The 18,280-nt window shown below is 32.3% G+C and carries 14 protein-coding genes; 8 read left to right on the top strand and 6 right to left on the bottom strand.

Features of this window, described 5'->3' with window-relative positions:
• The first annotated feature begins 74 nt into the window (after positions 1-74).
• Entirely contained in the window at positions 75-311 is a 237-nt protein-coding gene (locus tag Anndu_RS06435) for a FeoA family protein (RefSeq protein ID WP_464103580.1), read from the top strand.
• Between the two features lie 119 nt (positions 312-430).
• Positions 431-2,281 carry a ferrous iron transport protein B gene (feoB, locus tag Anndu_RS06430; protein ID WP_464103579.1) on the top strand — a complete coding sequence of 617 codons (1,851 nt, stop codon included), beginning with the start codon at positions 431-433 and terminating at the stop codon, positions 2,279-2,281.
• A gap of 149 nt (positions 2,282-2,430) precedes the next feature.
• Here feoB and Anndu_RS06425 read toward each other — a convergent pair whose 3' ends face one another.
• From Anndu_RS06425 to Anndu_RS06410, 4 genes are all read right to left on the bottom strand, one after another.
• Positions 2,431-3,618 (bottom strand): sensor histidine kinase, encoded by a 1,188-nt coding sequence (locus tag Anndu_RS06425; RefSeq protein ID WP_464103578.1) that lies wholly within the window; start codon positions 3,616-3,618, stop codon positions 2,431-2,433.
• 137 nt (positions 3,619-3,755) lie between these two features.
• Positions 3,756-8,240: a PAS domain S-box protein gene (locus Anndu_RS06420; RefSeq protein ID WP_464103577.1), complete on the bottom strand. Its 4,485-nt coding sequence runs from the start codon at positions 8,238-8,240 to the stop codon at positions 3,756-3,758.
• A gap of 369 nt (positions 8,241-8,609) precedes the next feature.
• Positions 8,610-9,122 carry a cysteine hydrolase family protein gene (locus tag Anndu_RS06415; protein WP_464103576.1) on the bottom strand — a complete coding sequence of 171 codons (513 nt, stop codon included), beginning with the start codon at positions 9,120-9,122 and terminating at the stop codon, positions 8,610-8,612.
• A 339-nt stretch (positions 9,123-9,461) separates the two neighbouring features.
• Positions 9,462-10,625 (bottom strand): pyridoxal phosphate-dependent aminotransferase, encoded by a 1,164-nt coding sequence (locus Anndu_RS06410; protein ID WP_464103575.1) that lies wholly within the window; start codon positions 10,623-10,625, stop codon positions 9,462-9,464.
• A gap of 181 nt (positions 10,626-10,806) precedes the next feature.
• Here Anndu_RS06410 and Anndu_RS06405 point away from each other — a divergent pair, with 181 nt between their 5' ends.
• Together Anndu_RS06405 and Anndu_RS06400 are read left to right on the top strand one after the other, a co-directional pair.
• Positions 10,807-10,962: a DUF2256 domain-containing protein gene (locus Anndu_RS06405; RefSeq protein WP_464103574.1), complete on the top strand. Its 156-nt coding sequence runs from the start codon at positions 10,807-10,809 to the stop codon at positions 10,960-10,962.
• Positions 10,963-11,008: 46 nt separating this feature from the next.
• Positions 11,009-12,637 carry an FAD-dependent thymidylate synthase gene (locus Anndu_RS06400; protein WP_464103573.1) on the top strand — a complete coding sequence of 543 codons (1,629 nt, stop codon included), beginning with the start codon at positions 11,009-11,011 and terminating at the stop codon, positions 12,635-12,637.
• A gap of 70 nt (positions 12,638-12,707) precedes the next feature.
• On the opposite strand, the gene Anndu_RS06395 is transcribed toward Anndu_RS06400, so the two are convergent.
• Complete coding sequence (locus Anndu_RS06395) at positions 12,708-13,403, bottom strand: energy-coupling factor ABC transporter ATP-binding protein (RefSeq protein ID WP_464103572.1); 696 nt, start codon at positions 13,401-13,403, stop codon at positions 12,708-12,710.
• Positions 13,404-13,527: 124 nt separating this feature from the next.
• Positions 13,528-13,800 (bottom strand): hypothetical protein, encoded by a 273-nt coding sequence (locus tag Anndu_RS06390; protein WP_464103571.1) that lies wholly within the window; start codon positions 13,798-13,800, stop codon positions 13,528-13,530.
• Between the two features lie 250 nt (positions 13,801-14,050).
• Between Anndu_RS06390 and efp the strand changes: the two genes are divergently transcribed.
• The 4 genes from efp to fabD all read left to right on the top strand — a co-directional run bounded on the left by efp (position 14,051) and on the right by fabD (position 18,244).
• Positions 14,051-14,608: an elongation factor P gene (gene efp, locus Anndu_RS06385; protein ID WP_464103570.1), complete on the top strand. Its 558-nt coding sequence runs from the start codon at positions 14,051-14,053 to the stop codon at positions 14,606-14,608.
• A 122-nt stretch (positions 14,609-14,730) separates the two neighbouring features.
• On the top strand, positions 14,731-15,225 hold the full coding sequence (gene accB / locus Anndu_RS06380) for an acetyl-CoA carboxylase biotin carboxyl carrier protein (protein WP_464103569.1): 495 nt from the start codon (positions 14,731-14,733) through the stop codon (positions 15,223-15,225).
• 161 nt (positions 15,226-15,386) lie between these two features.
• A complete protein-coding gene (locus Anndu_RS06375) occupies positions 15,387-17,285 on the top strand; it encodes a phosphodiester glycosidase family protein (RefSeq protein WP_464103568.1) in 1,899 nt (632 codons plus the stop codon).
• Positions 17,286-17,362: 77 nt separating this feature from the next.
• Complete coding sequence (fabD, locus tag Anndu_RS06370; protein WP_464103567.1) at positions 17,363-18,244, top strand: ACP S-malonyltransferase; 882 nt, start codon at positions 17,363-17,365, stop codon at positions 18,242-18,244.
• Positions 18,245-18,280 lie beyond the last annotated feature (36 nt).

The following is an 18,280-nucleotide window of genomic DNA, read 5'->3' as shown; positions in this document are numbered from 1 at the left end:
ATATGGCAATGGGTAATTGCACAAAATAATCATTTACTATTAAATAAATTTTAGATTGGAGTAAGATTAAAAAGATGACTCTTTTAGACTTAAAACCCGGAAAAGTGGCATTTGTAGAGCAGATCAACATTTGTGAACAAAATAGGGCATTGGTTAACCGTTTAGAAGCAATGGGAATTATTCCTAATAAGCCCATTACTGTGTTGAGAAAAGCATGGTTTGGGGGGCCTTTGCACATCAGGGTGGGGGCGACAACGGAAATAGCGATCCGTCATCAGGAAGCCAAAAATATTTTAATCAGCCATAAATAGGGGCTAATAAGCCTGTGCAGACGGGCTTTGTCTATATAGCCCTAGCCTTCAGGGTTTGGGGCAATAATTAATAACAAATAACTAATAATTAATAACAAATAATAAATAATAAATTTTTTATGAATTGCCATCAAGAACAAACTATTTTATCGGAAATACCTAGTATTAAACGAGTGGCATTATTAGGAATGCCTAATACTGGAAAATCTACTTTTTTTAATCGTTTAACGGGAAAAAATGCCTTTGTTGGTAACTGGGCGGGAATTACCGTAGACTTATTACAAGCAAGAATTGATCTCAAAGGAGAAACCGTTGAATTTGTTGATTTACCGGGAATTTATGACCTTGATGGCTATTCTGAAGATGAAAAAGTTGTGCAAACTTTTTTACAAAAATTTAGTTTAAATTTGTTAATTATTATTTTAAATGCGACTCAAATTGATCATCAAATTAGGTTAGTTTTACAGGCAAAAAAATTAGGTTTACCTGCGGTTGTGGTTTTAAATATGGCCGATGAAGCTAAACATTATGGAGTTACAATTGAAACGGAAAAATTAGCCCAAAAATTAAAAATGCCTGTATTTTTAGCCAGTGCTAAATATGGTAAAGGTTTTTATTCTGCCTATCAAGAAATAGTTAATCAATTAAATAATAATCAAATTACAGCCAAAATTATTAATAATAATGGAGAATTTGACGAAAATTTTTGGCAAGGAAAAGCGATTATTTCACCCCAAGAAATAGAAGCAACTTTAGAAGATACGGTGATCATGCCTTCCCAATTTTATCAGAGTTTAACTACTAAAATTGATGGTTTATTATTACATCCTATTTTTGGTTTACCCCTCTTTTTTTTAGGGATGTTTTTAGTCTTTCAAATAGTGTGGAATGTGGGGCTACCTTCCCAAGATTTAATGGAAATTATTACTAATTTCTTACAATCAAATTTAATTGAACCTAGTATTAAAATCTTTCCAGAAATTATCCAAAATTTTATTATTAATGGTATTTGGAATGGCTTTGCAACGGTGGCTTCTTTTGTGCCTTTAATTGTCTTATTTTTTATTGTAATGGCCATATTAGAAGATAGTGGATATTTGGCAAGGGCGGCCTATTTAATTGATGCTTTAATGCTCAAAATAGGCTTAGATGGCCGCAGTTTTGTTTTACAAATGATGGGTTTTGGTTGTAATGTACCCGCCTTAATGGGAACAAGAATTATGCGATCAAAAGCCCTACGTTTGCTGACCATGTTAACAATAACTTTTTCCCTTTGTTCAGCTAGATTACAAGTTTTTGTATTTATAATTGCGGCCACTTTTCCCAATCAACAGGGGGCAACGGTGTTATTTTCTCTGTATCTTTTAAGCTTTTTAGCGGCTTTAGGATCGGCCTTTTTATTAAAAGAACAATTTAAAAATGAAGAACCTTTTGTATTAGAATTACCCCCCTATCGTTTCCCCACTTTAAAACAAGTTATGATGCGAGGATGGGGGGAAATGATGCACTTTTTAAAACGTGCATCGGGTTTTATTGTATTAGGATGTATCGCCGTTTGGTTTTTAACAAATTTACCCCTTAATGCTACTGGTTTAAATACTTTTGGCGGTCAGCTAGGACAATTTTTAAGCCCGATCATGAAGCCGATCGGCATTGATCCCTATTTAACTTTAGCCTTAATTTTTGGTTTTATTGCAAAAGAAGTCGTGATCGGCGCATTACCCGTTATTTATGCCATGAATATGACAGAAGTTAGTCAATATATTAGCCAAAATGTTAATTGGATCAGTGCCTATAGTTTTTGTATTTTCTGTTTACTTTATACCCCTTGTTTAACAACTTTAGCCACTTTATTTAATGAATCAAAATCAACTAAATTTACGATTTTTTCCTTAGTATTTTCCTTAATATTTGCATGGGTAATGAGTTTTATCTTTTATCAAAGTGTCTCATTATTTATTAATTATTAAGGCCTTACCTAACTAGGGGAGGCACTGATTAGATCGGCGATCATTAATTAACAAAAAACCTAATTAACTAATTGTCAATTATCAGTCAATTATCAATTTTCAAGTGATAATTAAATTGTCAAATTTTGACCTTAATTTGTGGCAATTATTTAGAAACTTGTTAAATTAGAAAAATTAAATTTAGCAATAGTAAAATAAAAAGTTGAACCCTTACCATATTCAGATTCTACCCAAATTCTACCGCCATGAAAATCTACAATTTTTTGACAAATTGCTAAACCCACTCCCGTGCCTTCATATTCCCCTTTCGGATGTAATCTTTGGAAAATTTGAAAAATTTTATCATAATATTCTTTCTCTATTCCTATGCCATTATCTTTAATTTCAAATAGCCAATTTTCCTTTTCTTCTCTACCTGAAATTTTAATGATCGGTTTTTTTCGATCACAATATTTAAGGCCATTACTAATTAAATTCTGCCATAATTCCATTAATTTAGATCGATCGCCGATTACATTAGGAACTTGATTAATCGTAATATTAGCTTGTTTTTTCTCAATTTCAGCGTTTAAATTTATTAAAACTTGATCAATTAATTCTTGAGAATTTAACTGTTGTAATTGAACAGTATTAATTCCTCCTATTCTGGCATAGGCTAATAAATCACGAATTAATTGATCCATTTGTTCACTAGCATCAATAATATATTTGATAAATTGTTCAGGTTTTCCTGTTAACAAATTACCATATTTCATTAATAATAATTCCGCAAAAGATTTAATAGTAGTTAAAGGCTGTCTTAAATCATGGGAAACAATAGAAGTAAATTGTTCTAATTCATGATTCGATCGTAAAATTTCTTCATTTAATAATTGTAATTCTTTTTGGGTTTGTTGTAACTGCTCATTTTTTAATTTTAATTCTTTTTTTTGATGAACAATTGTTAGTTGATTTTCCACCCTAATTAAAACTTCTTCTACTTCAAAAGGTTTAGCGATATAGTCTACCCCTCCTGATTGAAAAGCTTTAACTTGATCATTAATTTCTCTTAAAGCACTCAAAAAAATTACCGGAATATCTTTAGTAAATTCTGATTGTTTTAATTGACGACATACTTCATAACCGTCCATTTCTGGCATCATAATATCAAGTAAAATTAGATCGGGGGGATCATAATTAACGGCCATTAAAGCTTGTTTCCCACTTAAAACTTGTCTTACTTCATAACCGTATTCAGTTAAAATATCAAAAAGTAAATTAACATTTTCTAGGCGATCATCTACCACTAAAATGTCTCCTTTGTTCTGTTCAGTCAATTCTAAATAAGTTGTATTCATAATTATTAAATCTAATCGAATATTAAATGAATTTAAAGATAAAATATTTATTTTAAACAAAAAATTGGCTTATAATCTTTTAGGTTATTATTAACAGCTTTTCCTTTTTTTGATGACTGGTAATTAATTAATAATTACTAATCATTAATATGGGCTAATTCAACAATTTTGTCATAATTAAGATGATTAACTAAATCTATTAATCCTTTTTTTATATCCCCATATTGGGGAGGAATTTCCTCAATTAAACTGCTAATTTGTCGACAACGAGCAGAAATAGCGGCTAATTTTAATTTTTCTCGCCATTGTGTGGACATAAAGACTAAATCAGATGAATTAAGTTGACAGATATTCACTTGATTTTGAGAAAATTGGAGCAAATCAGGTTGGATTTCTTGATAAATATAATCAATACCTAAGTATAACCCAATTTTTTCTAAAAGTTTATTGGCATCAAGAGGTTTAGGAATAAAATCTGTACACCCTACTTCTAATAATAATTCCCTTTGAGAATCAAATACACTAGCGGTTAAAGCGATGATTGGCACAGGGGAAAAAGAGGGATCTTTTTGTTTTAATAAAGACTCGCGCCAACGAATTTCTCTGGTGGCTTCATAGCCATCCATCATTGGCATTCTAATATCCATTAAAATTAAATCTGGATGGGAATTTTCCCATTCTTTGATGCCTTTTTCTCCATTTTCGGCGGTGTTAATGAGAAAACCAAGGGGTTGTAAAATATTTAATAAAAGTTCACAATTTGTCCATTGATCTTCAACAATTAAAAGAGAAGGATATTTTTTATTTTCAAGTAAATCTAAACCAATAATTTGATATTTAGGAGTAGTTTGGCCAATTTCATCAATATTAGTTGATTCACAGAAGATATCAAAGGTAAAAATTGAGCCTTCTCCCTCCGTACTTTTAAGATTAATTTTACCTCCCATCATTTCGACAAAATGTTTACTAATAGGTAATCCTAAACCCGTTCCTTCTGCCTGTTTTTTACCTGATTGAGATTGAACAAATACATCAAATAAACTATCAATTTCCGAGGGTAAAATCCCAATTCCAGTATCTTGAATTTCAAAGAATATATGATATTTATTAATAAGATTTTCTTCTATATTTCTATCATGATTAAAGATTTCTTCACTTTTAATTTTAACCCAAATTCCCCCTTGATCGGTAAATTTAATGGCATTACCTAATAAATTAATTAAAATGGATCTTAATTTTTTTTGATCACATTTAATATACTGGGGGACATTAGATTCACGTTCAAAATTTAATTGTAAATCTTTAGAAAGTGCTTTTAAACTAAATAGTTGTTGTACTTCATCCAAAAGACTGAATAAATTAAAACTTTCTTGAGTGGTTTGTAGTTGGCCGGCTTCAATTTTTGATAGGTCTAAAATATCATTAATTAATGATAGTAAATGTTCTCCACTGCGGTTAATAATTTGGATATATTCTTGATAGGTTTGCGAAAGATTGGCCGAGCGACTCATCAGTTGAGTAAAGCCTAAAATGGCGTTTAAAGGTGTGCGTAATTCATGGCTCATATTGGCTAAAAATTGACTTTTTGCATGATTGGCGGCCTCGGCTTTTTCTTTAGCTTGTTCTAGTTGAATTTTAGCTTTTTTGCGCTCAGTAATATCTTCTACAACATAAATTAAATTTTTCGGATTTCCTTGGGAATCTTTGGTTAAAGAAACAATCGCATTAACCCAACAAATAGAACCATCTTTACAGATATAATATTTTTCAATGGAAAAATTATTACTTCTACCTAAAATTAATTGTCTTAACTTATTTTTTTGGGTAGCACGATATTTAACGGCCGTAATATCATGAATATTTCGATCTAATAATTCGGGAATAGAATAACCAACAATTTGAGCTAAAGTTGAATTAACTTGTAAAAATTGCCCTCCCAAATTACAAATACTCATGCCAATTCCTGCCTGTTCAAATATTACTCGGAAGCGTTCTTCACTTTCTCTTAAAGCAAATTCAGTTTGTTTTCTTTGAGTAATATCTAAGGCTGTACCAAAAACTTTAATTAATTTTCCATGTTGATCAAAAATAGGTTTTCCCCTCGCTTCAGCATAACGAATTATGCCATTAGGTAGTAAAATCCGGTAATCAAATTGATAGGAAATACCATTATTAATTAATTGTTCAAATAGAGGTTGAGTTTTGAGACGATCTTCAGGATGAATTCGTTTTAAATGACGATCAAAAGATGGTGGAGGCTGACTTGGATCTAAATCATAAAGGCGATATAATTCCTTTGACCATTCAATTTTTCCTGTTTCTAAATCATATTCATAAGACCCAATATGAGCGACTTTTTGAGCTTCTTCTAAACGACTTTCACTTTCTCTAAGTGCTTGTTCCACTTGTTTCCTTTGAGTAATATCTTGCACCGTGCCGATCATATGAAAAGGTCTATTTTCTCCATTATAAATAATATCACCTTGTTCATGGACAATTTTACAAGTTCCATCGGGTAAAATAATGCGATGATCAACACTATAAGCACAATCATTTTCTAAAGAATAATTAATAGCATCAATCACCATTTGTAGATCTTCAGGATGAACGCATTTTAAAAAATTTTGATAAGTAGGAATAAAATGATCTTTTGCTCTTCCAAAAATATGATAAATTTCATCTGACCAATCTATTTCTCCTGTGATCATATTCCAATCCCAATTACCTAACTGGGCAATTTTTTGGGCAGTTAACAATCTTTTTTCTGCCTTTTCTCTTTCTAGTTGAGCAATTTTTTGTTCCGTAATATCTCGAATAATAGCTAATACTTCATTTTCACCATTAGCAACTACTCTATTTTCATAATAATGAGTTTCACCATGAATATTTAATTCATATTCAAAAGCTTCAACCGTACCTTCATTTAAAGCTTTATCATGGGCAATTCTTGCTTTTTCTACCAATTCAAGAGGCATTAAATCAGTAAATTTTTTACCTAAAAAAAACAATGGATCTAAATATAAATCATCTATATTTTGAGTATAAAAATCTAAATAAGTACCATCTTTAGCAATACGAAACATTAGATCCGGAATAGCTTGAAGTAAAGCTTTATTTTTAGCTTCACTTTCCTTTAAAGATTTTGTTCTTTCTTCCACTAATTTTTCCAAATTTTGTTGATACTCGTTAACCTGTTTTGCTAACTCATTTTTTTCCGTTACATCTTCTAAAACCGCTAAGGATCTCAAAAAATTTCCTTGATCATCTTTTTCACAAGATGAAGACAATAAAATATCCACAATAGTACCATCTTTTTTGATAAATTGATAGGCAATATCTTTAGCATAACCTTGTTTTTTAAATAAAGGAATAACCGTATTAATTGCATATTGTTTCGAGGTAGAAGTTAAGAAATTAACCGACTTTTGGCCAATTACTTCTTCCCTAGTATAACCTAAAACTTCTAACCATTTATTACTAACATTTAATAAATTTCCATCTTGATCAATTGAATGTAACATCACAGGGGTATTTTCATAAAGATAACGATACCTTTGTTCACTTTTAATTAATTGAAATTCATTTTCTTTTTCTTTAGTCACATCGAGAATAAAAGCAAAAAATCCTAATACTTTTTTCCCTTCAAAATGGGGAACATATTGAATTTTAAAATATTTAAGTGTATCAAAGAGGATTATTTCTTGTTCATAATTTAAAGTTTCACCCCCTAAACTTTGACTGATATTTTTTTCAATTGCTAAATAGTTTGTTTCTCCTAAAATTGTTTTAACTGTTTCGCCAATAATTTCTTGCGGCGTTTTTTCAAACATTTTGGCATATAAATAATTGACAAATTGATATTTTTGCTCTTGATCTATATAGGCCAAAGAAGCAGGTATATTTTCCGTAATTAATTGTAATTTAAGATGATTATTTTTTAATTCATTTTCGATAATTTTGCGATCAGTAATATCCATCATAATCACAACATAAGCTTTTTCCTGATTCCATTGAGTATCACCCACATATATTTCAACAGTTTTAAATTGCTGATCAGCTTGAATAATTTGTAATTCAGTTGATTCTTTTTTAAGAATAGGAATGCCAAAATTATAACCAATTAAATCTTTTAAAGACTTATTAAATAACTCCGTAGCTTTGCGATTAGCTAACACAATTTGACCATTTTGATCTAAGATTAATAAACCATTAGGAATATTCTCAAAAATAGTATTTAATAAAATTTCAGGTTGATTGCGTTTTTGTTCAATTTGTTGATGATATAACAATTCCTGATTAACAGAACATTCTTTTAAATAAATTTTGGTGCGATTATGTTGAATAATTAAACGTAAATTATTTTCTATTAAATAACAATCAAGCTTATCTTCTAGCCAATAATCTTCCACTCCAAAGTCTAAAGATTTAAGCCCATTTTCCACACTATTAGTAATAAAAATAAGAGGAATATTTTTAAATCTATCTACCCAAACTGTTACCTGATCTAAATCACATTCTAAAATAAAACAATCATATTTTTTTGCCTGATTACCAATTAAAGCAGTAGTAAAGTTATTAATCCAATCTATTTCCCAGATAAATACTTGACTTTGATTCAACAAAATTTTAATTTGTTGATACTTATTTACGTCTTTTGTAATTAATAATACCGAAAATTGTTCCACTATCATAATTCAAAAATTAACAATTAAAATTCAATGGTTAAAAATTGACAGCAGACAATAATTTTTTTAATTATCAATTGTCAATAGATAACTAATTTAGATATTAAATTTATTTAATTATAGCAATTTTAATTAAGAAATAACAGAATATTTTGATTTTCAAAATTATCCTTGACAATCATCCTTTGATATTTTTTCGTAAAATTTGATACTTTTTTTCACAAATAGCCGATCAAATGGAAAAAAGTCGGCCTATAATTAAATTATAATCAATTAGATAAGCACTTATAATAGTTCGCTCAATCATTAATTATTTATTAATTTTTCCTTAATTATATTATCACTTCCAATTAAACGCTCAAGAACAAAAATTCCTGAATCATGACTTTTTTTACCACCAGTAGATGCACAATAATACTCTAAAACATAAGGCTGTATATTAATTTCAAATAAATCCACCGCAGTTTTGAGTACACAACAATCCGTATCTATACCACAAATAAATACTTGATTAATATTATTTTTCTTAATAAAATTAATAGTATTTTTATTAATACTTGTATAAACAGTTTTATCAAATACTAATTTAACAAAAGGTTGAATTTCATCAACAATTTTATATTCTATAGGGGAAAATAATTTGTGCCAGTTTAAAATATTAACAAATGCACTATCAGGTGTATTAATAAATCTTGTAAAAATAATATGTTCAAACAAAGAACTTTCTAATAATTCTTTAATTCTCGGTACAATATAAGATGTTGCCGGACGAATAAATCCATTTTGAACATCCACAACAAAAAGACATGATTGTTTCATATCTTATTTAATTCCTCGTAAGTTTTCAATAATTTAGTTTAAAAATTGATCAATTTTTATTTGTCAAATATAACACTTTCTAAGAAGCAAAATTAGGTTGTCTTAACACACTATGGGGTAAAACTCGTTTAATTTCTTCAATACTTTCTTTTTCAAACTTGCCATGAAAAAAGCCCTAGAGAGTCTTTCCGTGTTTCGACCTCAAGGACTTTTTTTAGGATTTCTCCCCACACCTTATTTAATCTAATTTTAGATTAGGCTTTAATTTACTGATTTGGGAAGTTTTCGTGACACTTTTAAGATTGGCACGAAATTAAACACTCAACAGTGACTATAATATTAAATAGATTGAATAAATTTTGTAAATCTATTCATCCCTTTTTCAATGGTATTTAAGTCGGTGGCATAAGATAAGCGAATACATTGATCCGCCCCAAATGCGATCCCCGGAATGGTGGCTACTTGTTGTGTTTCTAAGAGGCGATCGCAAAATTCGAGGGATTTCATTCCGGTTTGAGATATATCCACAAAAATATAAAATGCTCCGTAGGGTGTTGGACAACTTACTTGAGGAATTGCCCTCACTTGTTCTAACATAAATTGTCTACGCTCGGTAAAAGCCTTTAACATTTCTTCAACGCAAGTTTGCTCACTTTCTAAGGCGGCGATCGCGCCATATTGGGCAAAAGTACACACATTAGAAGTGCTATGACTTTGAATGGTGATCATGGCTTTAATAATCTCTTGTGATCCTGCCATATAGCCGATACGCCATCCCGTCATGGCATAACTTTTAGCAAAGCCATTACTGACTAAAGTGCGTTTAAAAATTTCGGGGTTGAGTGAGGCGATACTTAAATGTTGATGACCTTCATAAAGAATTTTCTCATAAATTTCATCTGCTACCACCAAAATGTCGGCCTCGACAATAATATCTGCTAAAATTTTAATTTCTTCGGGAGCGTAAACGGATCCGGTAGGATTAGAGGGTGAATTAAAAACAAATAGCTTTGTTTTTGGGTTAATAGCATCTTTTAACTGTTGGGGGGTGATTTTATAGCCTGATTCTTCGGTTGTCTCAATAATAACGGGTTTTCCTCCAGCTAATGTCACCATTTCAGGATAACTTAACCAGTAGGGGGCGGGAATAATCACCTCATCACCTGCTTCAATTAAAGCTAACATTAAGTTAAAAAGAGAATGTTTACCGCCGTTGGTGACAATAATATTTTCTCTTTGGTAATCTAAATTATTATCACGCTTTAATTTTTGGGCGATCGCATCTCGTAACTCCGGCTCTCCGGCCGCTGGCCCATATTTGGTTTTACCCTGATCCAAAGCAAGTTTGGCCGCTTGTTTAATATGATCAGGGCTATCAAAGTCAGGCTCTCCGGCACTAAAACTACATACATCTATTCCTTGGCCTTTCATGGCTTTAGCTTTAGCGGCGATCGCCAAAGTTAAAGAGGGAGTAACTTGTCCTACTCTAGTTGCTAATTTCATAATCTAAGATTTAATATAGTCATTTAGCAAAGATTTTAACTCTTTAGTCAGTCAAGATGTATAAAAAATCTCTCATCTTTTGCTGACAAAATAAATTAGTTATTGGTTATTCGTTATTTGTCAACTATGCACTTCTCACTTCCCACTTCCCACTTCCCACTTCCCACTATCAACTATCAAAATGGCTTCTCATCGCAAAAAATCCGATTTACCGACAAAAATATGTGTAGTTTGTGGCTTATCCTTTACATGGCGCAAAAAATGGGCAAAATGTTGGGATGAAGTCAAATATTGTTCTGAAAGATGTCGCCGTCATAAAAATGATTCTAAAACATGATATATATAATTAATACTTCTATTTTGATCATTAAATCTAACTAAAAATGACTAACTTTCTAACTGAATCATTTACTAAAGAAGAAGCACAAATTTTACAACCTTTTGTTACCAATTTAGATCAAACGGTTTTTGGTTTAATTAATTTACCTGAAGTAATTAAAGGAGCGTTATTTTCCCGTTATAGTCGCAGTGAAAAAAGTTTAAGACATATTTTATTAAAAGAATTTATCCAAGCAACTGAAGCAAATTTTAATGAAATAGCAGGAGAAATTAAAGTTACCAATAATCAATTAATTGCTACTCAAAAAGCAGAAGATTTTTATCATCGAGTTTTAATCGGTTATGGTGATGACTCGGTGGCGGAATTGGGAGGCGCACATTTAGCCTGTGAATATATTAGTAATATTGCTGCTAAAATCTTAGAAGATGCCCGTTTAGGGATTTCACCTTTAGAAAAATCTACCCGTTATGTTACCTTTAATCAAAAATTTAACGGACAATATTTATATTACCGTGAACCGTCAATTATGGCTTCAAAATATGCCCAACTTTATGAAGAAACTTTAGACAATCTTTTTGATACCTATACCAATTTAATAGATCAATTATTACCTTGGGTACAAGCCCAAACTCCCCAAGATGAAAATACATCTAAAAGAGCATATAATAACGCTACTAAAGCCAAAACTTTAGACATTTTAAGGGGTTTATTACCCATGGCTACCTTAACTAATGTGGGATTATTTGGTAATGGGAGATCCTTTGAATATTTATTAGTAAAATTAGCCTCATCACCCCATCAAGAAATTAGGGAATTAGGGCAAAAAATGCAATCAGAATTAGATAAAATGATCCCATCTTTTGTTAAACGTGCCAAAAGTGAAAGGGGCTTAGAATATGCTAATTATTTAAAAGAAAATCGAGAAAATACCGCTAATTTAACTAATCAATATTTAACCGTAGGGGCAAACGGCCGTTTGCCCCTACAAAATAATAATATTGTAGAATTAATTGATTATGATCAAGATGCAGAATTAAATATTATTACAGCTATTTTATACCCCCATAGTAACTTAAATTTAACACAAGTTCAAGACATAGTTAAAAACTTAACAAATGAAGATAAAACTAAAATTATTCAACAATATATAGGGGATAGAAAAGTGCGTTTTCATCGCCCCGGAAGGGCATTTGAGGAGGCATATTATACCTTTGATTTATTAGCAGATATTGGGGCTTATCGAGACTTACATCGTCATCGAGTGTTAACCCAAGAAAGACAAAATTACACCACTAAACACGGTTATATTATACCCGAAGAAATTAAAAAATCAGGGTTAACTAATATATATTGTCATGCTTTAGAAAAAGCCAATCAAACTTATAAGATAATAGCTCAAGAATTACCCGAAGCCGCTCAATATGTAGTACCATTTGCCTATAAAATCAGATGGAAAATCAAATTAAATTTAAGAGAAATCTATCATTTAGTAGAGTTAAGAAGTGCCAGACAAGGCCATCCTTCCTATCGTTTTATCGCCCAAGAAATGTACCGCAAAATTAAAGAAATTCATCCTACTTTAGTGGCCGGAATGAGTTTTGTAGACCTAAATGATTATGATTTAGAAAGATTAGCTTCCGAACAAAAAATTGACCAAAAATTAAATCAATAATTAAAGTTTTTTGTTCTGTTTTAGCAAAAATAAAATAAGTACCTAATTATTAATTAATATTAATTAATAATTAGGTGAGTTGATATAAACTCTGAAAATTTGGTTCTGATTTGGAATAGGCTGTTAATCGGCCATTTTCTAATAGTAATGCACCATCACAATAGTCTAATTCATTTAAACGATGGGTAATCCATAAAGCAGTAATACCACGACTTTTAACTAATTTTTGTACTTGTTTAACTAATTCAAGTTGAGAGTCCGGATCTAAAAGGGCGGTGGGTTCATCTAATAATAATACTTGACAATGACGCGCCAATGCTCCGGCGATGGCAATGCGTTGTTTTTGCCCACCACTAAGGGCATAAATAGGTCTTTTTTCTAAATCTAATAAATTAACCGCCTCTAAAGCCTCTTTTACTCGCATTCTTAGCAGTGGTAAGGGTAAATTTTCTTCAACCAAACCAAAAGCAACATCAGCGCCAACGGTGGGCATAACTAACTGATGATCGGGATTTTGGAAGACAAAGCCCACTGGCTGATCAAGTTTAAATGTTCCTTCTTGGGGCGTTAAAAGTCCCACAAGGGTGCGTAAAAGGGTTGACTTTCCACTGCCATTATTGCCTAAAAGCATCCAAAATTCACCTTTTGGGACTTGAAAGGAACAAGATTGTAAAACTTGAGCTTCTTTATGCCAATTAAAAGTTAAATTATTGACGCAAATTCCGAATTTTTCGGTGGATATTGGGTTAATTATGTCTTGATTCATTGAGAAAATAGGGAATAGGGATTCAACAATTGACAATTGACAGTGGATAGTTGAGAATTAAAAAATCATTGTCAATTGTCCATTGTCAATTGTCAACTGAATAAATGACCAATGACTAATATTTTTAATCTTCTTTGTTAGGATTAAAGAAACCCGGAGGCCTTCCCGATGGTACTCCTCCAGATTTTTTCGTCAAAATGACGGCGTTAATGGTATCAGACATTAAGGCAATTTGTGTTTCTGGCTCTTTCTCGCAGGTTAATTCTAATAGTTGAGCGCTTCCAGATTTCATCGCCAGTAAAATCTGTTGATAAAGTGCGATCGCATCCTCTTTTTCCTTACGAATAACGGAAATGGGCATAGCAGAGCGTTTTAAGCTTAGATCGATGGTATACATTTAAACTCCAATTAATTTAAGATCATAACTACTTTATCTTAATCAATTTTAGATCAAGTAATTATACTTTATTGAAGTTCGGGGTAAAACTGATCACCCAATTTAGGGTAGTATAATTAAACTATCAAAAAAAAGATAACTATTGATTTGGGTATTTAGTGTATTCTATATAGCAATAAGAGCAAAGTTTAATCATTAGATGAAACTTTGCTCTTATTAAGAAAAACTATAGTTATATGAAGTAATTTTAATGATTTCTAGTAATGATTTTCGTCCCGGTGTCACAATTGAATTAGATGGATCCGTTTGGAGAGTAATTGAGTTTCTCCATGTTAAACCAGGTAAGGGAGCCGCTTTTGTGCGCACTAAACTCAAAAATGCCCAAAATGGGAACGTAGTTGAACGTACTTTCAAAGCGGGGGAAAATGTTCCTCAAGCTAATTTAGAAAAGCGTACTATGCAACATACCTATAAAGAGGCTGATCAATATGTTTTTATGGATCTGGAAACTTTTGAGGAAAGCCATCTTAAAAAGGAACAGATCGGTGCAGGTGTTAAATATTTAAAAGAAGAAATGGAAGTTAATATTCTATTTTGGGGTGAGAAAATTTTAGAAGTTGAACTTCCTACTTCCGTTGTTTTAGAAGTGACCCAAACCGATCCCGGTGTTAAAGGTGATACTGCTACCGGAGGCACTAAACCTGCGATCGTGGAAACTGGCGCTCAGGTAATGGTACCTTTATTTATTTCTATTGGTGAAAAAATTAAAATTGATACCCGTAATGATAATTATTTAGGTAGGGAATAATTAATTAAGTAATAAGTAATAATTGATAATGAATAATTAATAATTATTAATTCAGAAATGACCAATGACAAATAACCAATGACCAATGACCAATAACCAATAACAAATAACAAATAACTAGAATGTCTATTGATTTTAATGAACTTCGAGAATTATTAGGGGCGATCGCTCAAACGGATATTTCTGAATTAACCCTTAAAAGTAGTGATTTTGAATTAACGGTGCGTAAAGGTGTGCAGATGTCTCAGCCTGTTATCTCTTATACCACACAGGAGGTCGTTAATCTTGCCCCCTCTGCACCTCAACTTCCGGCGGCGAATACTCAGCCCTCTGCACCTGTGGAAACCCCTGTGATCCATTCTCCTTTAGAGAAAAATTGGGTGGAAATAACCTCGCCGATGGTGGGTACATTTTACGCCGCCGCAGGCCCTGGAGAAGCTCCTTTTGTGGAAGTGGGCGATCGCCTCAGTTTGGGGCAAACCGTTTGTATTATTGAAGCGATGAAGTTGATGAATGAAATAGAAACGGAGGTGGCCGGAGAGGTGATGGAAATAACGGTGGAAAATGGTGAGCCTGTGGAATATGGTCAAACTTTAATGTGGATCAAACCTAATTAAGTATTTTTTCCCTTGCCCCCAACCCCGTCTCCCAAGGGAGATGGGGGATTATTTTGACATTTTTGTTAAAAGATAAAAGTTTTTTGTGAATTAAACAAAAAAATACTAATTTAGGTCATAATTGAAGAAAAATATTTGAAAATTAATTTTTTATTGGCAAAATGAACATCACTAAAATGATTAAACCAATTTCTTTTTTTATTTTATTAAGTTTAAATTTAGCTTTAACCGATAGTTTTTTTCAAAAAGTTCAAGGTCAAACTATTAATAATCAAACTTTAGCACAAACTAATAAAAATAATCAAGTTAATACTAATCTAAAACAAGGACAAACAATTACTTTTAATAATCGCACTTTTAATATTGCTTGGATTCAATGGGATCAAGATAATCAACAACATTTAGGAATTAGTGATTTTGGGGCGGTTAATTTATTTGGTTTTGATTTATTAGATACAGAAAATCCTCTAATTCAGCCTTTAAAATGGTATGGGGATAATTTGAGAGAAAATTTTAATCTTACTGCCCAATTTATCGCTCCTTATCGTTATTTAGATTTAACGGATTTATTACTTCAAAATGGTTTAACTTTTAGAATTGATCAGAATAATTTAATCATTGAACAAGCTAACGGTAATATCAATGATATTATTACCATTGATCAGGAATCTAAAAAAGAAATTTTAGTAAATTTAGATCGAGCTATTCCTTGGCAAATTAGCGAAAATAATCAAGAAGCGGTCATTATGTTATCAGGTAATATTGATCAATCTTTATTAGATAAATTTAGTCAATCTAGCTTAAATTCACCAATTCAAATTAATGAGAATAATTTAGTAGATGATCCATCAGAAATTAATGATCAATCTCAAGAAAAACCATTATTAAGATTAGAAAAAACAGATAATTTAGTTAAATTAATTATCAATAAACCAGCTAATTATGGCGTAAAAATTAACAGTTTAGAAAATCCCTATCGTTTACAAATTGAAGTTATCCCCGATCCCTTAAAATCATATAATATTTTATGGCATGAAGCAATTAGATTAAGAAAACAATATATTGCTATTGATTCACCCGATTTAACTAAGACTGATTATTTCCCCGTTGCATGGCTAGAAATTGACTTCAAATCTCCTCAAATTTCTTTAACTCCAATTCATCCCTATTCTGATACAATAATTGGCCTTGAACCCCTTGTCATAACCGCGCGTAATGTCTTAGCTTCGGCCGCTATTAATGCCGGATTTTTTAATCGTAATAATCACTATCCTTTAGGAGCAATTAGGGATAATTTTAATTGGTTATCTAGTCCTATTTTAAATCGTGGAGTTATGGGATGGGATGCCAAGGGAAATATTAAATTTGATCGCTTAATTTTAGAGGAACATTTAACAGTTAATCAGAATTTTTCTTTACCTATTTTATTTCTCAATAGTGGCTATGTTAAAGCGGGAATTTCCCGTTATGATCAACAGTGGGGATCAACTTATATTCCCCTAACTAATAATGAAGTAATTATTACCGTAGTTGATGATCAAATTACCGCCAAAGAACAGGGAGAATTAGCCGGATCAGGTCAATTTATTATTCCCGATAACGGTTATTTATTAATTTTTCGCTCCTATCTTAGCGGTGCTAATCAATTAAAAATTGGCGATAATATTAACCTTAAAAGTTTCACCAATCCTAAAGATTTTGAGCGTTTTCCCTATATAATTGGCGGTGGGCCTTTATTAATTAAAAATAATCAAATTGTCTTAAATGGTGAATTAGAAGGCTTTACAGAGGCTTTTCTCACACAAAAGGCCAGTCGTAGCGCGATCGCTCTCAATAGTGAAGGAAAATTAATCATCGCCACTACCCACAGTCGGATCGGTGGCGGTGGAGCAACTTTAGGCCAATGGGCGCAAATTTTACAGCGTTTAGGGGCAACAGACGCTTTAAACCTTGATGGGGGCAGTTCCACTTCCCTTTATTTGGGGGGGCAACTCATAGATCGATCGCCCGTAACCGCCGCCAGGGTCAATAATGGCTTAGGGGTATTTATTCGCCCCTGAAATGGCTCTTAATTGGCGATTGATCCAAAACCCTGATATGGTTAATTTAGATACATTTTTTCAGGAGAAAAATATTAATGAATAAAAGGATCTGGTTGTTCCCCGGACAAGGTTCTCAAGCTTTAGGCATGGGTGTAGACCTGTGTCAAACCACCGAAGGTCAGGAAAAATTTGCGATCGCCGAGGACATTTTAGGCTGGTCTGTGTTAGATTTATGTCAACAAGATGAGGAAAAACTCGCTCAAACCCTCTATACTCAACCCTGTTTATATGTAGTTGAAGCAATTTTAAGCGACTTAATGGCTAAACAGGCTCAAAAACCGGATCTGGTGGCTGGCCATAGTTTGGGAGAATATCCAGCTTTATATGCGGCCAAAGTCTTTGACTTTGAGTCTGGTTTGCGTTTAGTTCAAAGTCGCGCCCAGTTGATGGATCAAGCGGCCGGGGGTAAAATGGCGGCCTTGATGAAATTTAACCGTCAGGAGTTAGAACAGGCCATCGCCCAAACTAATGACGTAGTTTTAGCCAATGATAACAGCGATCAACAAGTGGTCATTTCAGGCACTCCCGAAGCGGTAGACACTATTTTGGCTCAAGTCAAGGTCAAAAAAGCCGTTACCCTCAAAGTTTCTGGGGCTTTTCATTCCCCCATGATGAACCAAGCCTCAACTGAGTTTTCAGAGGTTTTAGAATCCGTTACTTTTCGAGATGGGGAAGTGGGGGTGTTATCTAATGTCAATCCTACCCCCTGTTATGACGGGGCGCAAATAAAAGAGCGTTTAAGGCAACAAATGACCGGAGGAGTGCGTTGGCGCGAATTAATGGATAATTTAATTGAAGAACAAGTAACCGAGGCCATCGAAATAGGGCCGGGCAAGGTTTTAACAGGGTTATTAAAACGAGCTTGTCCTGAAATTAAATTAAAAAATATTAGTAATTTAACACAAATTAACAGTTAAAACAATTGACAATTGACAACGATAAAAATTAAATGT

The sequence above is a fragment of the Annamia dubia NIES-4383 genome, assembly GCF_055394725.1.
This window is presented reverse-complemented; position numbering and strand designations above follow the sequence as displayed.

Excerpts from the sequence above, each read along its gene's own strand:
- Anndu_RS06395 (WP_464103572.1), bottom strand. The coding sequence starts at position 13,403 with ATGAATCAAGACATAATTAACCCAATATCCACCGAAAAATTCGGAATT.
- Anndu_RS06375 (WP_464103568.1), top strand. The coding sequence starts at position 15,387 with ATGAACATCACTAAAATGATTAAACCAATTTCTTTTTTTATTTTATTA.
- Anndu_RS06435 (WP_464103580.1), top strand. The coding sequence starts at position 75 with ATGACTCTTTTAGACTTAAAACCCGGAAAAGTGGCATTTGTAGAGCAG.
- Anndu_RS06400 (WP_464103573.1), top strand. The coding sequence starts at position 11,009 with ATGACTAACTTTCTAACTGAATCATTTACTAAAGAAGAAGCACAAATT.
- accB (WP_464103569.1), top strand. The coding sequence starts at position 14,731 with ATGTCTATTGATTTTAATGAACTTCGAGAATTATTAGGGGCGATCGCT.
- efp (WP_464103570.1), top strand. The coding sequence starts at position 14,051 with ATGATTTCTAGTAATGATTTTCGTCCCGGTGTCACAATTGAATTAGAT.
- Anndu_RS06415 (WP_464103576.1), bottom strand. The coding sequence starts at position 9,122 with ATGAAACAATCATGTCTTTTTGTTGTGGATGTTCAAAATGGATTTATT.
- fabD (WP_464103567.1), top strand. The coding sequence starts at position 17,363 with ATGAATAAAAGGATCTGGTTGTTCCCCGGACAAGGTTCTCAAGCTTTA.
- Anndu_RS06390 (WP_464103571.1), bottom strand. The coding sequence starts at position 13,800 with ATGTATACCATCGATCTAAGCTTAAAACGCTCTGCTATGCCCATTTCC.
- feoB (WP_464103579.1), top strand. The coding sequence starts at position 431 with ATGAATTGCCATCAAGAACAAACTATTTTATCGGAAATACCTAGTATT.
- Anndu_RS06405 (WP_464103574.1), top strand. The coding sequence starts at position 10,807 with ATGGCTTCTCATCGCAAAAAATCCGATTTACCGACAAAAATATGTGTA.
- Anndu_RS06425 (WP_464103578.1), bottom strand. The coding sequence starts at position 3,618 with ATGAATACAACTTATTTAGAATTGACTGAACAGAACAAAGGAGACATT.
- Anndu_RS06410 (WP_464103575.1), bottom strand. The coding sequence starts at position 10,625 with ATGAAATTAGCAACTAGAGTAGGACAAGTTACTCCCTCTTTAACTTTG.